Source organism: Wolbachia endosymbiont (group A) of Anthophora plumipes, from assembly GCF_964028115.1.
In the GTDB taxonomy this organism is placed as follows: Bacteria; Pseudomonadota; Alphaproteobacteria; order Rickettsiales; family Anaplasmataceae; genus Wolbachia.
Map to the genome: position 1 here is coordinate 288,925 of NZ_OZ034756.1, position 25,185 is coordinate 314,109.

A 25,185-nucleotide genomic window follows, 5' to 3' on the forward strand; every position below is an offset into this window, starting at 1 on the left:
TAAAGTTATGCAGCATTTTTGCCTTTATCATCTTTTCCCTTTTTACTTTCCTCTGGTGGTTGATTTTTATTCTTTTTATCACTCTTTTCGATTTTGCCTTTTTCAATTGGTTTAGCTTCCACTTTTTGAGTTTCTTTGTTTAAAACTTCAGATATAGCGGACTTTAGGACTTTCACCTCAACTTTTGGTGCTATTTCTATTATAAATTGTGCATTTGCCTCATCAACTTTATTAACTTCACCTATTATCCCGCCAGAAGTAATGACTGTATCACCACGTTTTATTTGATCTATAATTTTTCTATGTTCTTTTAGTTTTTTGTGGTTTGGGCGAATAATGAGAAAATAAAATACCACAAATATTAAAATCAATGGAATAAAACTAGCAAAAGATGCGCCGATACTTGATGCATTGCTAGTTGCATCTGCTGCAAAAACTTCAGAAATGAGCATATTTAATCCTAATTGTTAATGATAAAAACAAACCTATTTAAGTATTAATTACAATACCATGCCATGTCAAGTCTGGTGAAAACGTTTCTAAATAACGGCAATAATATTGCGGATTTTAGATTATGCTAAAACCACTATGGCGGGAGTGATGAGACTTGAACTCACGACCTCATGCGTGACAGGCATGCGCTCTAACCAACTGAGCTACACCCCCCTAATTTCTTTTTAGCGTTTTCGGGCTTCGACTTTAAAGCTAATAAACATGTTGCCCTTTGTCAATATTTTTTGTTTGCGCTTTGCTGTCTTTTCTATTACTATGTAAATAATTTAATTTCACACATGGCTTGTACAAGTAGTCCCATTAGGGTTATGCCATGGAAGATAAACTATTTGGAGGAATGATATATGACAAATTTGCCTGAAGTCACTGTGCGTGATTTAGCCGAATCTGGTGTACACTTTGGTCACAAAATTAGTCGCTGGAACGCAAAAATGGCTCCATACATATATGGAGTGCATCAAGAAAATCGTATACATATAATTGACTTGCGAAAAACATTACCATTGCTACAGGTGGCCATGAAGGCTTTATATGACGTTGCATCTCAAGGTGGTCGCATTCTATTTGTTGGTACAAAGTTTCAAGCTTTTGATATTATTGCAAGTGAAGCGATTCGTTGTGGTCAATATTATGTGAATCATCGATGGCTTGGTGGTATGCTTACTAATTGGGGCACTGTTTCTTCTTCGATAAAAACCTTGATGCAATATGAGAAAATATTAAATGACGAGGATAGCATTTTAACAAAGAAAGAATTGGGGAACATTGAAAAGAAAAAGCAAAAGCTTGATAAGGCGCTTGGTGGTATTAGAGAAATGGGAGCAATTCCTGATATCTTATTCATCATTGATACTAATAAAGAGCATATTGCGGTTAAGGAGGCTAAAAAGTTAGGAATTCCAATAGTTGCAATACTTGATACTAATTCTGATCCAGATGATATTACTTATCTAATACCTGGAAATGATGACTCAAGAAAATCAATAGAGCTCTATTGTAAATTAGCTACCGACTCTATATTAGCTGGAATAGAGTCTAGTCTAGCAAGATCTGGAGTTAAGATTGATAATATAAAAGGTGATGAGTTTATTCAAGAAAAAGAAGATAGTATTGTGCAAACTAAAAGGAAACGTAGTAAAGTTTACAAAGAAGAAGAAAGGGAGGTAGTAACAAATGAAGATGAATCCAGATAATATAAGGGAATTACGTGATAGGACAGGGCTTGGCTTAAGTGACTGTAAAAAAGCATTAGAAGAATGTGATGGTGACATCAAGAAAGCCGTTGATAAGTTGCGTACAATAGGTCTTGCTAAAGCTGACAAAAAATCTGATAGAGTAGCTTCAGATGGGCTCGTTGCTATGTGTTTGACTGAAAATTATGGTGCATTGGTTGAACTCAATTGCGAAACCGATTTTGTTGCAAGGAATGAGAAATTTATAGAGTTAGTTTCAAATTTAGCATCAATTGCTCATCAAGAACGCTGTATCAGCGTTGATGAGTTAAAAAATGCCAAGTATGAAAGCATTGGCACAGTGCAGGAAGCTATTATGAATGGTACGTCAGTTCTTGGTGAAAAGTTAGAGTTGAGCAAGCTTTGTTACCTAGAGACTAAGGATGGAGTTGTTGCTGGTTATGTACACGGTGATGTACGTGGTTTAGGTAAAACTGGCGCTTTAGTTGCATTGCAATCACCCGGTGATAAGGCAAAGTTACAGGAAATTGGAAAACAAATAGCGATGCACATAGTTGCTATGAAGCCTGAAGCTTTGTCTATAGATGATTTAGATCAAATGAAGTTGAAAAATGAACGTTCTATAATTGAAGAGCAAGTAAGGAGCTTAAATAAACCTGAAGAAGTAGCAAAAAAAATAGTAGATGGACGAATGGCTAAGTACTATGAAGAAGTTGTTTTACTAGAACAAAAGTTCATAAAAGATGATAAAATGAAGGTTTCTGATTTTATAAAATCAAGCGAGGTGAGTGCTATTAAATTATCTGATTACAAGTTACTTGTTTTGGGCAGTGCAAACTAAATGGCAAGAAATGTCTTCCTTAGCAGATAAAGTAAAATACTCTAGAGTGTTATTGAAGATCTCTGGTGAAGCTTTGATGGGGTCACAGTCTTTTGGCCATGATATGGGAATAATAAGCCAATTATGCAAAGATATAGCTGATGTTAACAGGCTTGGAGTTCAGGTATGTATTGTTGTTGGTGGTGGTAATATCTTTCGTGGCGCATCTGCGTCTTTAAGTGGCTGTGAAAGAGCAAGCAGTGATTATATTGGAATGCTTGCAACTATAATCAATGCTTTAATTTTACAAAACTTTTTAGAAAAAAATTTAGTAGCTTCTAGGGTATTATCTGCAATACCCATGGCCACTGTATGTGAACCTTACATAAGAAGGAAAGCTATTCGTCATTTAGAAAAAGGTAGAGTGGTAATTTTTGCAGCAGGCACAGGCAACCCATTTTTTACTACAGATACAGCTGCAGCCTTACGTGCTGTTGAAATGAATTGTGATGTTATTCTAAAGGGTACACAAGTAAATGGTGTATACTCCGCAGATCCGAAAAAAAATGAGGATGCTGTAATGTATGATAGGCTTTCTTACACGGATTTATTGACTCGTGATTTAAAAGTTATGGATGCATCAGCAATTTCACTTGCTCGTGAGAATTCTATTCCAATTATAGTTTTTTCTTTGAAGGGAGAAAAAATAGTCAATATTATTAAGGGTCAAGGTACTTATACTATAGTTTCAGATTGTAAACAGTAGGTAATTTATGTTAAATAAAATAAAAGCTAAAACAAAAGAAAGAATGCTAAAAACTATTCAGTCCTTTCATGATGATATTAAAGGCGTACGCACTGGTAGAGCTAGCGCATCGTTGCTTGATGGTATAGTTGTAAATATCTATGGTGGACATCAAAAGTTAAATCAGGTTGCAGGCGTTTCAGTTATAGATAACAAAACCCTATCAATTAAAGTTTGGGATATTAATGTTGTAGGTGAAGTGAAAAATGCTATATTAAATGCCAACTTGAATTTAAATCCTGTTGTTGAGGGCAATACCATACGTATAGCTCTTCCGGATTTAACACAAGAAACCCGTGAAAAATTAGTAAAATTATTGCATCAGTTTTCTGAAAATGCGCGGATTGCCATCAGAAATATACGCAGAGATGTTATGGAAGAAATAGAGAAAATGAAGGGAAATAAGGAGATCTCAGAAGATGATTTTCATGGTGCTAAGAAGGAAATACAAAATATTACTGATGATAATATAAAAAAGATTGATGGTGAATTGTCCATCAAAGAAAAGGATATATTGCATCACTAAGGCAATATGAAAGAAACCTTCAGTAGTGAAAAAGAAAAAATTATATGCAAAGGTGTCATGGAGGTAGTCGACACACAACTGTATGAACGTTGCAATATTGCACAGTATTATACAGTAAATGATGTCATTCCAGTGTCCTCTTTTTTGTCATCCCAGTGCCTTTTTTCCCTGTCATCCCAGTGCGTAACACTGGGATACATCTTATTTTCATCATGGACATTATATGCTCTAAGAATCTGTTATCCATTTCCCTCTTTCCTGTCATCCCAGTGCGTGACACTGGGATACATCTTATTTTCATCATGGACATTATATGCCCCAAGAATCTGTTGTTCATTGCATAATTTGCAAATATTTTTATACTTAGATCCCAGTGTCACGCACTGGGATGACAGGAAAAAGGGCTACTGGGATGACACCTTTCAAGTAGAGATTGCTACTAAATCACTATTTTTGTACAGTGATATGTTAAGCACTCAGATGATATCGGGTGGTTTAGGTAAACTTTAAATGTTGAATCAAGAATCTTTACCGAAACATTTAGCAATTATTATGGATGGTAATGGTAGATGGGCGAACAATCAAGGAAAGGTAAAAATTGATGGTTATAAAAAGGGCAGTGAAGTTGCATACGATATTGCCAAGTATTGTACGGACCTAACCATACCCTACTTAACTTTGTATGCATTCTCTATGGAGAATTGGCTTAGACCCAAAAACGAAACTGACTGTCTATTTGATTTATTTTACTCCGTTTTAACTAATGAAGATAAAGTCAATTTCATTTGCAACTGTAACATTAAGTTGAATTTTATTGGCAATTTAAGTCTGTTATCCAGTAAAATATTGGATCAAATTAAAAAAGCAGAAGAAATGACACATAAGAACGATGGTTTATTACTCACTGTGGCAGTCAGTTACGGAGCAAAGCAAGAAATTACACAAGCTATAAGCAATATTATAAAAGAAAATATTGCTTATGTATCAGAAGAGGAATTTGAAAAATTTCTATATACTAAAGATCTGCCAAAATTGGATTTATTAATTCGCACTGGCGGCGAAAAAAGGTTAAGCAACTTTTTATTATGGCAAGCAGCTTATGCTGAATTATATTTTTGTGATACTTTATGGCCTGATTTTTCTTGTCAAGATTTGAGCAAAGCATTAGAAGATTATACAAAAAGAGAGAAAAAATATGGTAGATAATAATTTTATAATTAGAATATTGTCCTCAATAGTAATATTATTCATATTTTCTTTTGCTACATATTTCAGTGATTTATCGTTTTACCTATTGATTTTTTCAATAGCAGTTTTATCTTCTTTTGAATGGTATAATCTAACCCAAGGAAACAAAATTTTATACGTTTTCGCATTATTATTGATTGCACTACCAAGCGCCTCATTAATATATTTATATAACCTACCACAGGGAAAATACGCATTAGTATGGTTCGTCTTAACCATTTGGGGAATTGACATTACTGCCTACCTATTTGGTAAGAATTTTGGTGGAGCTAAAATTTGCCCAATTCTTAGCCCTGGAAAAACTTGGACAGGACTTCTTGGTGCGATTTTAGCTGGAGTAGTGTGCACAATTTTTGGATCAATATTTTTTGGTCTATTTTCAATTTTTTGTTCTCCAATCATTGGCCTTGCAATCGCTATTCTAGCGCAACTTGGCGATTTCACTGAGTCGCTTGTTAAAAGAGCTTACGGTGTTAAAGATAGTGGAAGTATGATACCTGGCCATGGAGGAGTGCTCGATCGTATGGATAGTTTCATTTTTACTGCCCCTCTTCTTGCTATTTACATAAGCTAAGTCTGCAGAAGAAATAAAGTGCCATTAGAGTTCATCCCTAGTCAGCTCCCCAACCGCTTCTACAGTACAGTCATGGACAAACGTCTTTTCACAATAAGGGCAGGCTATTTCCTCTTCTTCTCCCATATCTAAATATATTAATGGATGGCCAGAACCCTCATCATTCTCATCACCATGACAACAAACTTTTCTATTATTAACCCTCACTTTTGACATGCTACTCCTTTAGCTTATAACATTTTATATATTGAATATACCCATTCAGAAATAAAAAACAACAAGCACTATTCTCCATTTTTTATCCTATTCAGGTTAATCAATTCGTTTTGAACGCCTTTTGATACAAATTTGCTAACATCTTCTCCTAATCTTGCTATTTCCTTTACAAAACTTGATGAGATAAATTGAGTATCTTCAGAAGCAGGAAGAAATATGGTTTCGATTTCAGGAAGAAGTTTATAATTTACCCAACTCATTTGAAACTCGTAATCAAAATCCGATACTGCTCTTAATCCTCTAATAATAACAGAAGCATTCTGCTCTTTGGCAAACTTCACTAGCAACCCATTAAAAGATATAACATCTGCATCAATTCCTAGCCCTTTGATTTCACTTTCAGCCATGCTTGTGCGTAGCTTTGTGTCAAAGGCAACATGCTTATTAACGTTTTCTGCAACTCCTATTATTAATTTATCGACTAGTTTACACGCTCTTTTGATTATGTCAATATGCCCAAAAGTTATAGGGTCAAATGTGCCAGGGTAGATTCCTATTTTGTCATTAATGTTCATCCTTTATTTTTATAAACTACTTTAAAAACTTTTGATAGACATAATAACATTTTTTATCTAAAAATGAAAGTATACAGTTGGCCTGATAGCTCAGTTGGTAGAGCAAAGGACTGAAAATCCTTGTGTCGCTGGTTCGATTCCTGCTCAGGCCACCTTCTCTTTCTTGGCAAATTTGCCTTTTTGTTATAAAACGTTCTATAATATGTTATGGTATTAATATAAGTGTTGAGAAGGTAAACTATATGTATAAATGTTATAGTAGAGTATTTAACATCTTATTAATTATAGTTCTATTATTAAGCAATATTACTTATGCTGGCGTTAGTGAAAAACCGGCATCTCAACATGTAACCAGAAAAGAAGAACCAGCGTCAACTGCCTTGACGGCAGAAAATACAGTAAATAATGACATAGTTGTTGGTTTGTTGAAAACGGAAGAAGCACATGAGCTTGGGCTATCTCAAAATATCTACGAGATGTTTAATAACTTTGGGGTTAAGACTGTACTGATTGATTATAATAAGATAATTAGCCTTAAAAAAATTCAGACAGAGTCACTTAATCTCGCAAAACAAGATGAAACATTGGCAAAGAAGCTGACATTAGACCGAATAAAAATTGAAGTTGCAAAGTTTATTAAAGAGCACAAAATAAATAGAATATTTATTCCGGATAATTTACACTCAGCACCCACTCCTTGTCGCCAGCTTGTTACTGAAGCAATTGCAAAAATAGTGGATGATAACCCTGCAATTCATTTACTTGGCATATGTGAAGGCATAATGAATGCAAAGGGAATTGAAGTAGTGAGTGTTGTGAGTGATGAAGAGAAGCGAAGATCTCATTTAAAATCAGCACCTAATCCACATAAAGAGGATGCACCTCTCCAGCAGATAAAGATCGTTCCAAACAGTCGTTTAGCGGAATTAGTAGCTAAATTCTTAATACCTAATGAAAATGGCTGGTTTTCAACATATTTTCCAGATGCTCATTCAGGGGCAGTAAGTAATACACCAGAAAATAGAAGAAAATTGGAGTTACTTGGATATAAAGTTGCAGCATTTTCCAGTGATGGGGTAATAGAGGCTATTGAAGATAAGCACGGTAATATTTACTTTCAATGTCATCCAGAAGCCCTTGTTGTAAAATCATATAAAAACCTCTATTTATCAAATCACAAGGAACGTCAAGTGTCTACACTAGTTGCTATAGCGATTATAAATGATTTTCTTTATCGTGCTTAATGGCTATAGCTTTAGATTTACCAACGATTTGATAAACGACAAATTCGTCATCCCGCTGCTTGTTAGCGGGATCTAGAGATACCGCGGCGGTATGACTTGCATTAGCTATAAAATAGTAGTTTATATAAATCCCATAGCATGCCGAATGAAGCTTTTTTTGAGAAATTTTGAATTTTCAACTGCAATCAAGCCAAGATTTCTTAGTGCTCTAGCGCAGAATATTCTGTTGGAGAACATCCTATTTAATCCATCAGCTGCAAGCGCCATTGTAAAATTATCAAAGTATCTGTTACGTGAAATTTTCTTTAATAAATAACTACTGCCAACATCAGTACCAGATGCTTTTGCAGCAACTATGTGCTTTATAACACTTTCTACATCTCTAATTCCAAGATTAAGCCCTTGACCTGCAACTGGATGAATTGAATGTGCTGCATCGCCGATAAGCAAAACTCTACCCTTATATAACTTTTTTGCGAAAACAAAACTTAAAGGATAAAGTTTTCTTTCACCCTCTAATTTTATCTCTCCTAAATAAGAACCAAATCTTTTTTTGAGCTCTATAATAAATTCTTCTTCAGACAGATCCATTAGCATTTTTGAAATTCCAGATTTTTCTGTCCAAACTATCGAAGAAGTATAGCCACCCTTCATCGGTAGAATTGCAAATGGACCGCCAGGAAAAAAACGCTCTACAGCTAAGTTTTGGTGATGCAGTTCATGCTTTACATTAAATACTATGCTACTTTGTTTATAATCAAATTTCACTGTCGGTATAGAAAATAACTCTGGTAGTTTAGAGTTTTTGCCTTCAGCGCAGATAAGTAGCGATGATATTAATTCCTGGTTATTATCAAGAATAACTTCCACATATCCTGAATCACAAGCAATTGTTTTATAGGAATGTGGAGAGTATATATTTAGTTTATTCAGAAAATTATTGTTGATTGCATTCCATATAGTAGCATTGTTAATAACATAACCCATTGGTTCTTCACCAACCATTTTATGATTGTAATGCACAGTAACCGCATCTAATATGCATATATCAAGTATTGGCTCAGCTTCGCTTTCTATAAACTGCCAAATCCCTAATTTTTCCAATATTTTTTTCGAGCCTTGAGAAATAGCAAATGCTCGGTTGTCATCTACTACACGTGGTAGACTATTTTTTTCAATCACAGCTACAGACACAGAGTCACAACTGAGGCCAATTGCAGTAATAAGACCAAGCAACCCACCACCTGAAATGATTACATCGTAATTCATTTTATTCACGCTAATTGTAAAATTATATTTTATCTATTTTGAAAATAGTTTAAACAAACTTTGTATACTATGAGTAAAAGACTTTAAGGTTTTCCTATATACAAATTAAGTCTCTTAGAACCTGTCTTGAAAATGGCTAAGCATAGAAGTAATCATATTAGATTTCTTGCATAACCCAAACTAAGTAGAAAAAAGGCAACTCCCCTGTCATCCCAGTAGCCCTCTTCTTGTAATCCCAGTAGCCCTTTCTTGTCATCCCAGTGCGTGACACTGGGATCTCATTTTACTTTATAATGATGTCATGGAAGTAGCTGACACTGGAATTCAGAAAAAAGGATGATGTCATTCCAGTCTGGAATCCAGCCTTTCCATAATCATCAAAACGTTGTATTTTAACATAAAACAGCTATTTTTATACTTAATAAAATTCCTGGATCCCAGTGTCAAGCACTGGGATGACACCCTTCTGGTAGACAATGTTCGTACAGTTGTGGATTCATTCGCGGTATAAATTCCGCTAACTAGTAGCGGAATGACGGTTTTTCAAATTGTAGGTAAACCTAAGCCACTTTAGCTATAACATCTTTAGCAATGTCTTCATAAATCTCTGCCAAATCTTCACTTAGCATTAAAGGATTTCCACAATCAGAAGCATGACATATTTGTGGATCCAGAGGAATCCTGCCTAGGAGTTTGATGCTCAGCTCCTCAGACATTCTTTTTGCGCCGTCTTTTCCAAATATGTATATTTCTGAGTCATTTTGAATGAAATAACTCATATTTTCCACAATTCCAATAACCGGTACGCTGAGCTTTTTAAGCATATCGTAAATTTTGCGAGCATCGATTAAAGAGAGCTCCTGTGGAGTTGAAACTATTATCGCCCCGGTTAAGTTAAAATTTTCCATAAGACTTAAATGCACATCGCCAGTTCCAGGTGGTGTATCAACTATCAAATACTCTATATCGGACCATTTTGTTCCCATGAGCAGATTATAAAGTGCTTTTGTGATCATAGGTCCGCGCCATATTGCTGCACGATCCTTGTCAACAAAATAGCCGATTGAAATAGTATGCAGTCCATACCTTTCTATAGGTATTGCTTTTCCACCCTGTATTTCTGGCTTTAATTTTTCAGTGCTAAGCATTTTAGGAATTGAAGGACCATATATATCTGCATCAACCAGCGCAACTTTATGTTTCAACTTTGCTAATGAGAGAGCAAGATTTAGCGCAACTGTGGACTTGCCCACACCGCCTTTACCAGAGGCCACAACGATTATATTTTTCACTCCTTCGATATGTAATTTAGCTTTTTGTTGCCCAGTTTGTTTTTGACAAGTAGCAACCACGATCACTTTTGTCACCCCCAGTATAGCTTTAACAGCTTGCTCACAATTTCTTCTTAATTCTTCGTTTGCTTGCGTGTTACCGGCAACTTCAAGCGCAAAACCAATGTCCCCGCCTTTAATAATGATTGAGGATATTATGCCAAGAGCGATCACATCTTTACCGCTTTTTTGCTCTATGACTTTTTTTAAGTTCTCTCTTACAATTTCTTCGTTGATCATTAGACCTCTTACATAGCAGATCCCAGTGCGGAACATTTGTTTCGGAAACAGTATGTTAAATGTTATAGCAGGTTTTGCCTAGAACACAAGCCAAGTACTGGTTCACTTTATGACAGTATCATGAAAGTAGCCTCTTTCTTGTCATCCAAGTAGCCCCTTCTTGTATCTTGTCAAAAGCATCTAATGTTTTAAGCTTAAGCATTAGGTGGAGAAGGGAGGAACTCTGTGCTTCCTCTTAGATATAAAATCTGTAGAGGAGATAAGAATTCCCTTCTCAAAAGTATAGGCTGGACGGTATCGTAGAAAGACCTGAATGGTTCTAATTCTGTATTCACAAGACTAGCCTTACTTTTCATTTTTAATGGTAACGTATGGGGTTATATATGATCAACAACTTTTTGGGCATAGATATATCAAAAGATCGCTTTGATGTTTTTCTCTCATTTATAAGCAAAAAAGGAAAGCGTGAAACTAGAAAAAGAAGCTTTAAGAACGATGATCATGGGTTTCAAAGTCTACTGAATTTTCTACACAAACATAATGTAGAAAAAGTAAAAACCTGCATGGAATCTACTGGTTGTTATAGCGAAGCACTGGCTGAATTTCTACACAATGCTGGACATTTTGTAAGTGTTGTAAATCCTTATTGCATAAAATCTTATGCAAGGAGTAAGCTGATACGACAAAAGAATGATCAGACCGATGCAGAAGTTATTGCTGATTATTGCCAAAGACAGGAACCTTCTAGTTGGACACCACCTTCTCCTGAAATGAAAAAATTAAAACATCTTTATCGTTGCTCAGTTGCGTTAAAAGATGAGTTAACATTAGTAAATAACCACTTAGAAAAAAAAGAGAGACTGCCTAAAGAAGTTGCAAATGCTTGGGAAGACCTTGCAATGAATATAGCTCAAAAAATAGAAACAATAAAAAACTCCGTACGTGAACTATTAAATCAACACAAAGAATTGTTGGAAAATTTTCAACTTCTATTGACTATTCCAGGCATAGGAGAAGAATCAGCAATAGCTATTTTAGCTGAAGTTTCTGATATAGAGGTTTTTAGAGATGCCAGGCAATTGGCAGCATATACAGGAGTTATACCACGAAATATGACGTCAGGTTCCTCTGTATATGCCAAACCCAGATTAAGTAAATCCGGTTCACAAACATTACGTAAGGCACTTTTCTTTCCTGCCATAGTAGCTAAGAATCACAATCCTATCATTATGAGCTTTTGCCAAAGATTAAAGGAAAAGGGTAAGCATAATATGGCCATCGTTGGTGCTGCAATGCGTAAGCTACTCCATATCATTTTCGGTATTCTGACATCCAAAAGTGCTTTTGATCCTAACCATATCAAAAACTACAGGGCTAGGAGGTTGACTGAAGGTTTAGTACTTTAAAATCAAAAATGCTTCCTATCTATCTTATGTAAAGTGGTATCTTACACAAATTTATTGAGTGTTGTTGGTTAGTGGATATGTTGATAAGTAAACTTCATCTGTTTTGTGCGTATAAAACTAATTTACTTATCAACATATCCACTAACTATAATCTGTGTACTGTTACACAATTGGAAGTATTTTTTGATTTTATGATGCAACTTGGGAAATTTTTATAATTTTTTTGTTGACTAACAAGACGGTATCTCCTGTCATCCAAGTAGCTTGACACTGGTTTACTTTATGATGATGTCATGAAAGTAGCTGACACTGGTTCTTTTTTTCTAGATCCCAGTGTCACGCACTGGGATGACAAAAAAAGGAGCACTGGAATGACAGCAGTCCCACGTCATACCGCGATTCATTCGCGGTATCTCTTAACATAGATCCCGCTAACACGTAGTGGGATGACGGTTGTCGGTGAACCTAAGTTACTTTAGCTACAAACATTAAGAAACTTACCAAATGAAAAAAAAGGCAAAAGAAGCCCCGTGGTTATTATCCGCTTTAAAATATTGGCGTTTTTTATGTTTTAAACGCTTGACAAGCGAGATAGTACGCTGCTACGAAAATTACCTGCAAAAAGAAACCTCTACTCCTTATTTTTTGCCCTTCCTGCACGCTTACGTTCATTTGGATCAAGGAATTTCTTGCGTAAACGTATAGATTTTGGAGTTACTTCCACCAATTCATCATCATCTATATACGCTATCACATCCTCCAGTGTCATTATCTTTGGAGGAGTGAGTTTTATGGCTTCATCACTACCTGAAGCTCTTACGTTTGTTAATTGCTTACCTTTTAGCACGTTTATCTCCAAATCATTGTCACGGCTATGCTGGCCGACAATCATGCCACAATATACCTTATCCTGTGGCTTGATAAACATAATTCCCCTGTCTTGCAAATTGAAAATTGCATACGCCACAGCCTCACCCTTATCTGTAGAAATTAAAACTCCATTGCGCCTTCCAGAAATTGGACCTTTATGTGGAGCATAACTATGAAATAAACGGTTAATTATGCCTGTGCCCCGAGAATCAGTTAAAAACTCTCCTTGATAACCAATTAATCCTCTTGATGGCACTAAAAACGTTAATCTTGTCCTACCATTACCAGAAGGTCTCATGTCAGTCACTTCACCTTTTCGGAAGCTGAGTTTTTCCATGATGATTCCACTATATTCATCATCTACATCAATTACTACTTCCTCTATAGGTTCAAGTTTTTTGCCATCTTCTTCCTTAAATAGCACGCGAGGGCGTGATACTGAAAGCTCAAAACCTTCTCTCCTCATATTTTCAATTAACACTCCAAGCTGTAGCTCACCACGTCCACCTACTTCAAACGCTTCACCACTTGATGCCAAAGTTACGGTAATTGCAACATTTGTTTCTGCTTCTGCATATAAACGATCCTTTATAACGGTTGAGGTAAGCTTTGTTCCCTCTTGTCCGGCAAAAGGTGAATCATTAACACTCAGAGTAATCGCCATCGTCGGCGGATCAACTGGAGTTGAGCTTACTGCAGTTGTAACCTCTGGTACTGCTATAGTGTCAGAAACTGAAGCTTTCTCAAGTCCTGCAATTGCAATTATGTCTCCCGCCACAGCTTGTTCTACTGGAATACGTTTCAAGCCAGAAAATGAGAGCAACTTAGTTAATCTCCCTCGTTCAATTACTTTACCGTCCAGATCAAGTACCTTAAGATCTGAATTGACTTTTGCAACGCCCTGATAAACCTTTCCTGTCAATATTCTGCCAAGAAACTTATCAGACTCAAGTAGAGTGACCAACATAGCAAAAGGGGCATTTTGATCATAAACAGAAGGTTTTATATAATCTATAACCGTTGAAAATAATGGGCTTAAATCTTTTCTTTCATCAGAAAGCTCCTTAGCACACCAACCATTTCTACCTGAAGCATACAACACTGGAAAATCTAGCTGCTCGTTGGTTGCATCAAGGTTAAAAAATAACTCATATATTTCATTTAATACTTCATCAATTCTGCTGTCTGGTCGGTCGACCTTATTGATTATCACAATTGGCTTCAAATTTGCTTTTAGTGCTTTTGACAACACAAATTTAGTTTGTGGCATGGGACCTTCCGCAGCGTCAACCAGCAGCAACACACCATCTGCCATGCACAATACCCTTTCTACTTCTCCACCAAAGTCTGCGTGCCCTGGCGTATCAATAATATTGATTTTTTCATCACCCCACATTATTGATGTGCATTTTGCAAGTATTGTAATTCCGCGCTCACGTTCTTGGTCGCCACTATCCATAACTCGCTCTTGAACTTCTTGATTCTCACGGAACGTGCCACTTTGTTTTAACATGTTATCAAGCAAAGTAGTTTTACCGTGGTCAACGTGTGCGATTATTGCTATATTACGGATCGATTTAAATTCGTTCATTTTCTATCATTTCAAAATTAATTTAGTAATAAGTATACATAAAATACACTTGGAGTAAATAACTAAAGCTGTGTATAAGTGCTGTGTTTCCAAGATATTATAGGATTACTTTGTTAAATATTCTCTACTCCCAGGTTTTGTTATGGGTAGTTGTTTTAATTCACTTGGAAGTTCTTCCTCGCTGTAGTTTTGGATGTTCAGTTCAATCAAAGATATGACAGGAAAAGGCAGTTTCGTTTCACTATTCCTCTTTATTAGAGAAGCTTCAGCAATGACTTTACCTCCCTCCCCTTCTGCACATTTCACTGCTTCAAGTGAAGATTTGCCTGTGGTTATCACATCCTCGATAAGTAATATTTTCTCACCCTTTTTGATCTTAAATCCACGGCGTAATTCAAACTTGCCATTAACGCGCTCGCAAAACATTGTCTTTATTCCAAGCTGCCTGCCAATCTCATAACCTACAACTATTCCGCCAATTGCAGGAGATAATATTAAATCTATGGAGCTATTTAATTCTTTTTTTATTTTATCTGCCAGTAATGCGCAAACTTTCATGGCTCTGCTTGGATTTTCAAAAATTTTAGCGCATTGTATATATGTATTGCTATGCAATCCAGAAGATAAAACAAAATGCCCATGCAAAATTGCTTCTGCTTCTTTAAATTCTTTTATTATTAGGTTGTTTTCGTCTAATATCATTTTTTAAGTTTCACTATTACATTCTTTATTAATTATCTGAGTGATACAAATATCAGACCACACGTTTATTGCAGTTTCAAACATATCGATGATTGTATAAATAGGCAAAATCAGTCCCATAATATGCAGAGGAACATTCATCGACATGAGATAACTGGTTGCCATAAAATAGCACCCCATCGGCACTCCAGCGTTACCAATTGCTGCACTAGTTGCTAAAAAAATCCATATAAACATTTCGCTTAAGGAAAATGCGCATCCATTCATCTCTGCAACAAACATTACAGTGATTAGTATAAATGCAGCACATGCATTCATATTAATTGTTGTGCATATTGGTAAAATAAAGGACGACAATTTCTTTGGCACCTTTAGCTTATTTTGCACACAGTCTATAGTTGTTGGCAATGTTGCACTGGATGATTTAGAAAAAAACGCAAGTGTGAGTGCCGGCATAACCCCTTTCAGCGTTTGAATTGGTGATATGCCTTTATACCACATAAGTAGCGGTAAAATCAGAAATGCCTGCACAAAATTTGCAGACATTATGCAAACAAAATACCATAAAAGACTGTAGAACTCGCTACCACCTTTTAATTCGTGCAAAAAACATGTAATAAAAGACCACACAGCAAGTGGAACAAGCTTTAGTAACCCCTGAGCAATTTTAAGTGACGTATCGAAAAGTGCAGAGAATATTTGATGTAATATGTCCTGCTTTTCTTTTGAAAGTGAAACAATAGCTCCACCCATCAAAAAAGCGATCAATATGCTACCAATAACGTTATTTTCAAGAAAAACTTGCACAAAATTCGAAGGAATGAGTGATTTTAAGTATGAAAAGTAACTGTAATTGTTATTATCCAAACTTCCTATCGTGTTACATATGAAATTTTTTTTCACTGGGTCTATTAGCAGGTAAAACAATAATGCAACAAACGCAGCTATAATAGTTGTAAGCAGCGTATAAAATAGTGTTTTCTTAACTAAGGTTTTAATTTCGATTGAGTCTTTAAGTCCTGAAATTGTGGAAACTATTGATAGAAAAACTAAAGGTAAACTTATTAATTTCAACAAACTAACAAATATGTCACTAAACAGCTTTGCTATTTCAAATATAATCTCACTGTTTAAATAGTAAGCAACTATTGCAAACAGTATAGAAAAGAGTATTGCAAACTTGTGCATTGAAAATAAAACTTCAAAGTAACATTATACAACAATTTTGCTGTTTTGGAATCAGATTGATAGACAAAATAACTTTACAAATTAGGAAAAGATAAGAGGATGCGTTTATTCGGAGACAGTAGACTTCTTGCATAACCCAAACTAAGTAGAAAAAGGTATCATCCGAGTAGTTGACACTGGTTCCTTTATGACGGCAGTGCCCAGATACTGGAATCCAGCCTTTCTGCAATCTCATCGAGAACGTTTTTCTATGCTAGTTTGCTTGTAAGCAAGCAAACTTTCCTGGATCCCAATGTCTGGGCACTGGGATGACACCCTACTTAACCGTCATACCGCGATTCATTCGCGGTATCTCTTAACATAGATCCCGCTAACAAGCAGCGGGATGACGATTGTCGTTTAGCCATAAATATTAAGAAATTTACCGAATGAAAAAAAAGGCAAAAGAAGCCCCATGGTTAACTAGTTATTTATATGTACTTCAAAATATTGGCGTTTTTTTTCTAAACGCTTAATAACCGCGATTCAGCCGCTTTTAAATGCGACTAACCTAAATTACAAACATTAAGAAATTTACTAAGTGGAAAAAAAGGCAAAGAAACCCTAAGGTAGCTAGTATTCAAATTCTCCCTTGTCTATTTGACGTCTTTTGCTGTCTTAAACGCTTTATAAGCGCGTTTCGGCTTGTATAGGTAGAAACCTAAAAGTTTTATAAAAACATGAGGTGCACATAGTGCAAAAAATTAAGCATGATTTACGCCAAATACATTAAGTTTTTTTGTTATTAATCCACTGCAGAGATTGTGAAGATAAATAATTAGCTTCAGTTTCATGATAAGGGAGCTGGCGGAGTTTGTCAAGGAAGTTTTTCGTTTCTATTCCCAATAAAAGTTTATTATATGGTTATGCAAGAAGTCTAGTGGAATTGGCTAATATTTCTTAATTTAAATTCAGGTGCACTTAGCCCATTCTGGTGATAACAAATTGGAACAGATAAGGTATGATAACTAACTTTTCTGTGAGTATATAGTTTTGCCAGACACAACAGTACGTACCACGTGCCCTTTTACTTTGCGCCCATCGAAAGGGGAATTCTTTGATTTACTAGCAAAGTTGTCAGTTTTAATTTCCCATTCATGATTGAGGTCAACTAAAATTAAGTCTGCAGCAAGGTTTTTTTGTATACGACCACGTGATACGTGTATTATATCTGCAGGCTTATATGTCAATTTTGCAAGCACATCAAGTAGACCCATTTGCCCACTGTGGTAAAGTTCAAGTGAAAGGGGCAGCATTGTTTCAAGGCCAACAATACCAAATGCAGCATTTTCAAGTGGAAGATCTTTAGAATTACGATCATGCGGAGCGTGATCGGTTGCAATGCAATCAATCACACCTGTCTTTAAACCTTCAACCATAGCTAAACGATCTTCTTCAGTGCGAAGCGGCGGGTTCATTTTTGCAATTGCTCCATGTTGTTTTACTATATTTTCAGTCAAAGTGAAGTGATGAGGGGTTACTTCACATGTAACATTTAATCCCAAATCTTTCGCACGTTTAATAGCATCAAGTGAATCTTTTGAAGAGACATGTAGAATATGGTAGTGCACATTTTCCATATCTTTCATGAGCAGTATATCACGATTTACCATAACCGATTCTGACGCACTCAAGATTCCCTTTACTCCCAATTCTTCAGAAATTTTACCTTCGTTGATTGCACCACCTGCTGATAAATTTAAATCTTCTGCATGTTGAGCAATAGGAACACCCAGCATACTTGAATAAAGCAGCGCCTGTCTCATAATCATTGGGTTCATAACTGGCATGCCATCATCAGTGAACCCAACCGCACCTGCTTCCTTTAAAAGTGCCATTTCAGTCAACTTTTCTTCCGAAGTGGTGATTTTAGCGTAAAATTCAACGTTTACATGTGAAGTTTCAAGTGCTCTATATTTCAAATATTTAGCCAAAACAACGCTATCAATTGCTGGAACAGTGTTCGGCTGACAAACTACAGTTGTAACGCCTCCCGCAGCTGCAGATTTGCTGCCTGTATATATAGTTTCTTTATGTTCTTGGCCTGGTTCACGAAAATGTACGTGAATGTCAATAAGGCCTGGCATTAGAACAAGCCCTTTACAGTCTATTGTTTCATCGACCCCACTTGTTGAAAATAATGATTCACCAAAGTCAACAATTTTATCCCCTTCAGTCAATAATGAACCTTTTATATCAAGTTTAGTTTCCGGGTCGATAATACGAGCATTAGTATACGCAATTTTATAGCCTTCTTTTTGCCCTGTTTGCAACAAATTCCAAGTTTGAGTCATTATATTTGAGTATCGATTATAAAATAAATCTAAAGTTTTTTTTACAAAACACAACCAAATAAAAACGCAGACTAAAGTTGCGAGAGCTGTCTTGAATTAAAATTGTCCCAAAAATTTGGCTCTTATAACCGAGTTACTTCAGTTTTAACGTTAATATGAAAAACTCTTAGCTCTGTTGAAGGATTTTCCAGTTGAATATCTAGCTCATTCTGTATGTTCGATAAACAAATCAAAGCTGAGTCAAAATTTTCATCACACTGCTTCGCTTCATGCATACTATCGATTATTTCCTCTAATTCTTCCACATCATCCATTTCTTGCGGCGCACTTTTTAATATCGCTTTTATTTGGTTTAAATTTTGACGAATTTTCTCCTGATATCCAGCAATTCTCTCTTGATATATATCAATTATTTTTTGACATGCGTTGCCTCTAAATGGATGTTCTTTTTTCTCTTTTATGTAAGAACTTTGAAAGTCTTTACAGTTAAGGATTGCTTCTCTATGTTTTTTTATGTCATTAATTGCACTGACTATCGACTTATCTATTTTCTTCAAATTTTCTTCCCGTCCTTCTCTTTTAATTATACTTTTGGATTCATTTTTCATTTGGTTCATTTTGTCATACAGGTTTCTGCATTCTTTGTAAGATACCATTGGTTGTAATATTCCTTCTTCTACACCTTTATTGTAAAAATTCTTCAACTCATCACTTGATAGTATTGTTATAGCATCTTCCCTTTTGCCTTGTGATTTAGGATACTTTTTATTCAATGAACTAACATGATTTAACAAGAAATCTTTAACTAGCTCTTCCTTTTTAACTTCAGCTAATTTTTCTAGTGTTTCTATATATTTCAGAACTTCCGCAAAGAGCTGTCCACCAGATGGAGCAAATCCTTGAAGTGGTTTACTCTGAGCTTTATAAAAATCGGTTTGTAAAAAATCTTCAGCTTGTTTTTTTATTACTGAAAGTTCATTGAAGGCTTTTTCTGGATTGATTTTTCTCAAAATACCAACAGTTTTTCTAATCGCTTTTTCTCTCTTTTTATTATCTTGCTTTTCATTTAATATCAGATGTTCAGTTTTGGTAAAAGCATTACCTTGATCACTCTTTGCAATGTTACAAACGATGTTTTTTACAACTTTTTCAGTTGCTGCATAATCTATTTCTTTTGCAAAGCAGTCAACAAATGATTGCCAAACTTTTTTATTAACAAGCTTACTTGTCTTATTTTCAAAATCTTCTCTACTTTTGAATCCTAAAATAGTATAGAGATTTTTTTCAACTATTGGTTCGGCATGTTGTTTTGCCACTTTACCTTTTATATTGAATGGAAATTTACTAATCTTAGTTGTACCCACAATGTTACCTCAATATTAACGCTATCTATAAAAGTATAAAGATTTAATATTTAATTTTTAATTAATACTAGCACAGCTAACTACGGGGGCATTATGCTAGCATCAATAGCAAGCGTCAATTAACACTTTAACTTCTAACTTGTCATCAGTAATATTGTTTATATAAAAACTATAATTTTTTATGCCTGAACTTGGGAATATATTGCTACTCATAGCCTGCTTATTGTCTTTGACATATTTGTTTTTACCACTTAGTTCTTGTCGGTTTATTACCACTGCCATATTTTTTTGTGTATCAACATCAATGGCTATTTTGATCTACTGCCACATTACAAATGATTTCTCACTCGAAAACGTATATTACCACTCACACACAACAAAACCTTTGATCTATAAGATTTGTGGAGTTTGGGGAAATAAAGAAGGGTCTATGTTGCTTTGGACATTAGTGCTTACCTTTTACCTATTTCTGATGGGTATTTTTACTGATAACGACAGTAAATTGAAGAAAGTATCCTTGATCACCCAAGGCTTGATTTGCTTTTGTTTTTTACTGTTCACTTTACTTGAATCCAGCCCCTTCACTAAAATGCCAAGCGTTGAAAAAGATGGATTGGGTTTTAATCCGATATTGCAAGATATAGGCCTTGCTATTCATCCACCGATATTATATTTGGGGTACCTTGGATTTAGCGTTCCTTTTTCGCTCTCTATAGCTGGATTAATTGCAAATACTGAAGGAAATGTTTGGGCTAAAATTGTCAGGCCTTGGGTACTTATTTCTTGGTCGCTGCTCACTTTGGGCATCAGCTTGGGTAGCTGGTGGGCATATCGCGAACTTGGGTGGGGTGGATTTTGGTTTTGGGATCCAGTGGAAAACGTTTCTTTGATGCCGTGGCTAATTGCAGTGGCGCTGACACATTTGTTGCTTGTTGTACGAAATTTCAATACTTTAAGGAATTTCGCTATTTTACTTACGCTTACAACTTTTATATTGAGTGTAACTGGAACATTTCTAGTCCGCTCAGGAATACTCACCTCAGTGCACACGTTTGCAGATGACTCAAGGTATGGACTGTATATATTAGCTCTACTTGGTGTAATTACAGTCAGTAGCTTAGTAATATTTGTAGTGTTTACGAGAAAAAATCGCACATCTTTCCAGTGCTCGACATTGGAATCCAGAAAGAAATCTGCTACTCAAGTGACAGAGGGTAGAAGATTCTTTTCACGCCTTACGATGATGCTGATGAACAATTTATTATTTATTACTGCCTTTTTCATCGTGTTCGTTGGCACTTTATACCCTACAGTGCTTGAGTATTTAACCGGTGAATTAATTTCAGTTGGAGCACCATATTACAATTCTTTATTTAATCCTATTGCACTGGCTATTCTAGTGCTCACCATGATCGGGCAATACTGCCGTTGGCAGGGAAATAGTCTATTGACAATATTTCGTGAATACAGATTTTCATTCTGTAGTGCTGCAGCTATTTTGCCGTTTATCTTTCACATGGAGCTAATAATTGTGCTATCAATTACTATCTCCATAGCATTATTAATCTTTGTTTTAGAAGCATATAGTAAAAGAATTTGTTTATTTAAGGTAGCATTTGGTGAATCAATTTTATTAGCAAGAAAAGTTTCTAAATCCTACTATGCAATGATGGCAGCTCACGCTGGAGTGGCAATTTTAGTGCTTGGTATAGCTTATTCAGTTGGTTGGCAGGAGAAAAAAGAAAATTACTTAAAAATAGGGGATAGCATAACAGTCAATAAATTTAAAGTTACTTTACGAAATATTGAGCTAATAAAAGAAAAAAATTTCCATGCAGTGAGAGGTACAATGGACATTAGGAATTTGCTGAATAATAAGATATTGGGTGAGATAACCCCTGAATATAGATTTTACCTTGTGGAAGGTCAGAAAAATGTTGAAAGCAGTATCTACCACAATTTGCTTTCTGATATTTATGTTGTAATTGGAGAGATTGATAAGAGTAAGAGCAAAATCGCAGCTAAAGTGCACTATAAACCTGGAATGTCTATAATCTGGCTTGGATCCTTCCTCATCGCTTTTGGTTCGCTCCTTGCTGCTTTTCCTTTATTGAGAAGATTTTAATAGGACTCCTTTATACTATAACGAAAAAACTTCCTTGACAAACTCCGCCAGCCCCCTTATTATGATAGTGAAGGTATTCAGTTATCTTCATCTGTGCAGATTAAACAGCAAGAAAACAACGTAGTTGGCGTCTTATTTTTAATTTTTTGCACTATGTGCACCTTATGTCTTCACAACATTTCTGGGTTTTTACCTATATAAGCTGAAACGCGCTTATAAGTCGTTTAAGACAGTATAGTACGCCAATTTGCAGGATTAGAGAGTGACAACTAGCTAACACGGGGTTTCTTTTGCCTTTTTTTCTGCTTAGTAAATTTCTTAAACATTTAAACAAAGGTGAGTTGCATTTAAAAGCAGCTAAATTGCAGTGTTTAAGACTTAAAAAACGCCAATACTGAAAGTAGACAATGACTAGGGCTTCTTTTGCCTTTTTTTTCGTTTGGTAAATTTCTTAAATATTTATGGCTAAACGACAACCGTCATCCCGCTACGTGTTAGCGGGATCTCTTGTTAGCGGATGAGATACCGCGGCGGTATGACGATTCGCGGCGGTATGACGGTTCGCGGTGGCATGACGATAACTTCGTCATTCCGCTATGTGTTAGCGGCTAAGAGATACCGCGGCAGTATGACGGTTAAGTAGGGTGTCATCCCAGTACTGGGATGAAAGGGGAAGGTATTAGGATGACACCGTCATAAAGTAAAATGAGATCCCAGTGTCACGCACTGGGATGACATTATAAGGGCACTGGGATGACGGGGGAAGGTACTACCTTGACAACCGTCATCCCGCTGCTTGTTAGCGGGATCTAGAGATACCGCGGCGGTATGACGGTCTGCGGCGGTATGACGATTCGCGGCGGTATGACGGTTCGCGGTGGCATGACGATAACTTCGTCATTCCGCTATGTGTTAGCGGCTAAGAGATACCGCGAATGAATCGCGGTATGACGGTTCGTGGCGGTATGACGGTCTGCGGTGACATGACGGTTAAGCAATTCGTCATCCCGCTACGTGTTAGCGGGATCTATGCTAAGAGATACCGCGAATGAATCGCGGTATGACGGTTCGTGGCGGTATGACGGTTCGCGGTGGCATGACGATAACCTCGTCATCCCGCTGCTTGTTAGCGGCTAAGAGATACCGCGAATGAATCGCGGTATGACGGTTCGTGGCGGTATGACGGTTCGCGGCGGTATAGTAATTCGTCATCCCGCTACTTGTTAGCGGGATCTATCCGCGGCGGTATGACGTAGGACCGCTGTCATTCCAGTCTGGAATCTAGTTCTTATTGTACATTTACTTAGTGTAGAGTTAAGTTTCCTGGATCCAAGTAGTCTGGGCACTGGGACGACACCCTTTTGGATGGAAACCAGTGTCAGCTACTTGAATGACATCATAGAGGTTACTTGCATGACATCATAGGGACACTGCCGTCATAAAGGAACCAGTGTCAAGCTACTTTGATGACACCTTGTATCTTTTTTCTGCTTAGTTTGGGTTATGCAAGAAGTCTAATGTTCGTATAGTTGTGTGTCAGCTACTCGGATGACAGAGAAGTCCAATCACAGAATAAACTAGTGAATTTTTTGAAAAGTATATAAAATTCAAGTGATTATTTTAAGTAAATAGCATGGCACTTAGACTCATTCCAGATAATCTCGATATCAAGTTTAGTAAATATAGGGATTTGACTGCACTCGTTAGCATTATTCTTATCATCTTTTCAATGCTCACTGTTGTGCTGCGTGGAGTGAACTTAGGCATAGACTTTGCAGGCGGAATTTTGATAGAGATAAAATCTTCAGATGAGAATCACTCTATTCTCGATGCATTAAAAGAAAATGGTTTTACAGTGCAGAGTTCAAAAGCGGGTGATAATTTAGTCATGCGTTTTAAAGATGAAGGAGATGAAGATAAAATCAAAAAGATAAAAAGCATACTAGAAGAAAAGCTAGGTAGCTCAATATGCTATCGTAAAATAGACTATGTTGGCCCACAAATAAGCTCAACACAAATATTTGAAGGAATGTTATCCATGTTGATCGCGATTGTTGGAATATTTTTTTACGTTTGGTTTAGATTTAATTGGCAATGTGGATTCAGTGGAATAACAGCACTGATTCATGACGTGATTTTAACTGTTGGTTTTATTAGCCTAACTGGCATTGAGTTTAATATTTCATCAGCTGCAGCTCTCCTCACTGTCATTGGTTATTCAATCAATAACTCAGTAATTATATACGATCGGATTCGAGAGTATTGCAAGAGTGGTAAAAGTGGGCGGATGAGTGAGATAGTAGATGCAAGTATCAACGCTACATTATTTCGCACTATATTAACCTCGGGTACAACCCTTCTTGCTGCTCTTCCTTTGACATTAATCTGCACAGATGCAGTGAGAGACTTCAGCTTGATCATTTTTTTTGGTATTTTGATTGGCACTTGTTCTGCAATATTTATTTCTGCTCCTATATTAACCTACAGAGCTTTGATAAGTAGATTGTAGAAGTGTTTAGTCGCGGTATAATATCAACTTATTATCTCTTATAGTGAAATGAAAATACCTTAAAAAGCTCATTCCAAGTAGTGAATGAGACATAGAATGAGTGTTAACGCTCGCCTGTACATCATTAACTAAAAAATTCCCTATTTTAACCTGAGGGATGTGAACAACACCAGCTTTTATTTGACCTTTAGCAGTTTCATATATTTTAAAATCCTGAACGTTTTGTAAGTTAATACCAACATGTAATGCGTCTTTTTGTGATAGAACAATATCGGTTGCTCCGGTATCAAGCAAAAACGTTATATTGCGATCATTGACCTGAGCCTGAATATAAAAGTGTCCATCGTATGATTTCGTAAATTCGATACTTCCACTATTCTGACCACTATTCTGAATTCTCCCTTTATATGGTAAAAAAGTACTGAGAAATCTGTCGCTTAGTTTGTCCCTTTGTGAATCAATAAGCATTGAAGTGGCAGCTATTATTAGTAACCAAATAACTAGATTTTTCACCGCGTTCATATTGTTAAAATTTGAAGCTAT

The 25,185-nt window shown here is 36.1% G+C and carries 23 protein-coding genes and 2 tRNA genes; 11 read left to right on the top strand and 14 right to left on the bottom strand.

Translation table 11 applies throughout. The features are described 5' to 3' along the window. Positions 1-5: 5 nt before the first annotated feature. The gene (gene yajC / locus ABWU75_RS01565; RefSeq protein WP_264732179.1) at positions 6-452 is read right to left on the bottom strand and encodes a preprotein translocase subunit YajC; all 447 of its coding nucleotides are present in this window, start codon (positions 450-452) and stop codon (positions 6-8) included. A 137-nt stretch (positions 453-589) separates the two neighbouring features. Then, positions 590-666, bottom strand: a tRNA-Asp gene (locus tag ABWU75_RS01570). A 191-nt stretch (positions 667-857) separates the two neighbouring features. On the opposite strand from ABWU75_RS01570, the gene rpsB reads away from it, so the two are divergent. The 4 genes from rpsB to frr are packed head-to-tail and all read left to right on the top strand — an operon-like array spanning position 858 to position 3,857. Further along, a complete protein-coding gene (rpsB, locus tag ABWU75_RS01575; protein ID WP_341822394.1) occupies positions 858-1,706 on the top strand; it encodes a 30S ribosomal protein S2 in 849 nt (282 codons plus the stop codon). After that, positions 1,687-2,547, top strand: coding sequence for a translation elongation factor Ts (tsf, locus tag ABWU75_RS01580; protein WP_264732175.1), 861 nt, complete (start codon positions 1,687-1,689; stop codon positions 2,545-2,547). The genes rpsB and tsf overlap by 20 nt, the downstream gene beginning before the upstream one ends. A gap of 10 nt (positions 2,548-2,557) precedes the next feature. Continuing rightward, the gene (gene pyrH, locus ABWU75_RS01585; protein ID WP_182182811.1) at positions 2,558-3,292 is read left to right on the top strand and encodes a UMP kinase; all 735 of its coding nucleotides are present in this window, start codon (positions 2,558-2,560) and stop codon (positions 3,290-3,292) included. A 7-nt stretch (positions 3,293-3,299) separates the two neighbouring features. Beyond that, complete coding sequence (gene frr / locus ABWU75_RS01590; protein ID WP_353286929.1) at positions 3,300-3,857, top strand: ribosome recycling factor; 558 nt, start codon at positions 3,300-3,302, stop codon at positions 3,855-3,857. Positions 3,858-3,981: 124 nt separating this feature from the next. Here the strand turns inward: frr and ABWU75_RS01595 are convergent, their stop codons facing one another. Beyond that, positions 3,982-4,194 (bottom strand): hypothetical protein, encoded by a 213-nt coding sequence (locus ABWU75_RS01595; protein ID WP_265016780.1) that lies wholly within the window; start codon positions 4,192-4,194, stop codon positions 3,982-3,984. A gap of 173 nt (positions 4,195-4,367) precedes the next feature. Here ABWU75_RS01595 and uppS point away from each other — a divergent pair, with 173 nt between their 5' ends. Both uppS and ABWU75_RS01605 read left to right on the top strand, forming a co-directional pair. After that, the gene (uppS, locus tag ABWU75_RS01600) at positions 4,368-5,063 is read left to right on the top strand and encodes a polyprenyl diphosphate synthase (RefSeq protein ID WP_015589050.1); all 696 of its coding nucleotides are present in this window, start codon (positions 4,368-4,370) and stop codon (positions 5,061-5,063) included. Next, the gene (locus ABWU75_RS01605) at positions 5,053-5,679 is read left to right on the top strand and encodes a phosphatidate cytidylyltransferase (RefSeq protein ID WP_353286930.1); all 627 of its coding nucleotides are present in this window, start codon (positions 5,053-5,055) and stop codon (positions 5,677-5,679) included. Before uppS ends, ABWU75_RS01605 begins: the two co-directional genes overlap by 11 nt. A 24-nt stretch (positions 5,680-5,703) precedes the next feature. Here the strand turns inward: ABWU75_RS01605 and ABWU75_RS01610 are convergent, their stop codons facing one another. Together ABWU75_RS01610 and coaD are read right to left on the bottom strand one after the other, a co-directional pair. Continuing rightward, a complete protein-coding gene (locus tag ABWU75_RS01610) occupies positions 5,704-5,895 on the bottom strand; it encodes a zinc-finger domain-containing protein (RefSeq protein ID WP_006279326.1) in 192 nt (63 codons plus the stop codon). A 68-nt stretch (positions 5,896-5,963) separates the two neighbouring features. Beyond that, positions 5,964-6,470 carry a pantetheine-phosphate adenylyltransferase gene (gene coaD / locus ABWU75_RS01615; protein WP_264732168.1) on the bottom strand — a complete coding sequence of 169 codons (507 nt, stop codon included), beginning with the start codon at positions 6,468-6,470 and terminating at the stop codon, positions 5,964-5,966. A gap of 79 nt (positions 6,471-6,549) precedes the next feature. Between coaD and ABWU75_RS01620 the strand changes: the two genes are divergently transcribed. Next, a tRNA-Phe gene (locus tag ABWU75_RS01620) sits at positions 6,550-6,622 on the top strand. 90 nt (positions 6,623-6,712) lie between these two features. Beyond that, a complete protein-coding gene (locus tag ABWU75_RS01625; protein ID WP_353286931.1) occupies positions 6,713-7,714 on the top strand; it encodes a gamma-glutamyl-gamma-aminobutyrate hydrolase family protein in 1,002 nt (333 codons plus the stop codon). A gap of 120 nt (positions 7,715-7,834) precedes the next feature. Here the strand turns inward: ABWU75_RS01625 and ubiH are convergent, their stop codons facing one another. Further along, entirely contained in the window at positions 7,835-8,983 is a 1,149-nt protein-coding gene (gene ubiH / locus ABWU75_RS01630) for a 2-octaprenyl-6-methoxyphenyl hydroxylase (protein WP_353286932.1), read from the bottom strand. A 560-nt stretch (positions 8,984-9,543) separates the two neighbouring features. Beyond that, the gene (locus ABWU75_RS01635) at positions 9,544-10,554 is read right to left on the bottom strand and encodes an Mrp/NBP35 family ATP-binding protein (RefSeq protein ID WP_353286933.1); all 1,011 of its coding nucleotides are present in this window, start codon (positions 10,552-10,554) and stop codon (positions 9,544-9,546) included. Between the two features lie 383 nt (positions 10,555-10,937). Between ABWU75_RS01635 and ABWU75_RS01640 the strand changes: the two genes are divergently transcribed. Next, positions 10,938-11,960: an IS110 family transposase gene (locus ABWU75_RS01640; protein WP_353286589.1), complete on the top strand. Its 1,023-nt coding sequence runs from the start codon at positions 10,938-10,940 to the stop codon at positions 11,958-11,960. Positions 11,961-12,591: 631 nt separating this feature from the next. On the opposite strand, the gene typA is transcribed toward ABWU75_RS01640, so the two are convergent. From typA to ABWU75_RS01670, 6 genes are all read right to left on the bottom strand, one after another. Next, positions 12,592-14,421 carry a translational GTPase TypA gene (typA, locus tag ABWU75_RS01645; RefSeq protein WP_353286934.1) on the bottom strand — a complete coding sequence of 610 codons (1,830 nt, stop codon included), beginning with the start codon at positions 14,419-14,421 and terminating at the stop codon, positions 12,592-12,594. A 105-nt stretch (positions 14,422-14,526) separates the two neighbouring features. Continuing rightward, positions 14,527-15,123, bottom strand: a complete 597-nt coding sequence (gene pyrE / locus ABWU75_RS01650) for an orotate phosphoribosyltransferase (protein WP_253309661.1) — start codon at positions 15,121-15,123, stop codon at positions 14,527-14,529. Positions 15,124-15,126: 3 nt separating this feature from the next. Then, on the bottom strand, positions 15,127-16,311 hold the full coding sequence (locus ABWU75_RS01655; RefSeq protein ID WP_353286935.1) for a dicarboxylate/amino acid:cation symporter: 1,185 nt from the start codon (positions 16,309-16,311) through the stop codon (positions 15,127-15,129). Positions 16,312-17,318: 1,007 nt separating this feature from the next. Next, on the bottom strand, positions 17,319-18,644 hold the full coding sequence (locus ABWU75_RS01660) for a dihydroorotase (RefSeq protein ID WP_264732082.1): 1,326 nt from the start codon (positions 18,642-18,644) through the stop codon (positions 17,319-17,321). Between the two features lie 122 nt (positions 18,645-18,766). Beyond that, the gene (locus ABWU75_RS01665) at positions 18,767-20,008 is read right to left on the bottom strand and encodes a hypothetical protein (RefSeq protein WP_353286936.1); all 1,242 of its coding nucleotides are present in this window, start codon (positions 20,006-20,008) and stop codon (positions 18,767-18,769) included. Between the two features lie 102 nt (positions 20,009-20,110). Beyond that, the gene (locus ABWU75_RS01670; RefSeq protein WP_253302580.1) at positions 20,111-20,290 is read right to left on the bottom strand and encodes a hypothetical protein; all 180 of its coding nucleotides are present in this window, start codon (positions 20,288-20,290) and stop codon (positions 20,111-20,113) included. 22 nt (positions 20,291-20,312) lie between these two features. On the opposite strand from ABWU75_RS01670, the gene ABWU75_RS01675 reads away from it, so the two are divergent. Continuing rightward, positions 20,313-22,133 (top strand): heme lyase CcmF/NrfE family subunit, encoded by a 1,821-nt coding sequence (locus ABWU75_RS01675; RefSeq protein WP_353286937.1) that lies wholly within the window; start codon positions 20,313-20,315, stop codon positions 22,131-22,133. Between the two features lie 1,633 nt (positions 22,134-23,766). Further along, a complete protein-coding gene (gene secF, locus ABWU75_RS01680) occupies positions 23,767-24,642 on the top strand; it encodes a protein translocase subunit SecF (protein ID WP_353286938.1) in 876 nt (291 codons plus the stop codon). Positions 24,643-24,648: 6 nt separating this feature from the next. Here the strand turns inward: secF and ABWU75_RS01685 are convergent, their stop codons facing one another. Next, positions 24,649-25,164 carry a TIGR02281 family clan AA aspartic protease gene (locus ABWU75_RS01685; protein WP_182182693.1) on the bottom strand — a complete coding sequence of 172 codons (516 nt, stop codon included), beginning with the start codon at positions 25,162-25,164 and terminating at the stop codon, positions 24,649-24,651. Positions 25,165-25,185: the final 21 nt, after the last annotated feature.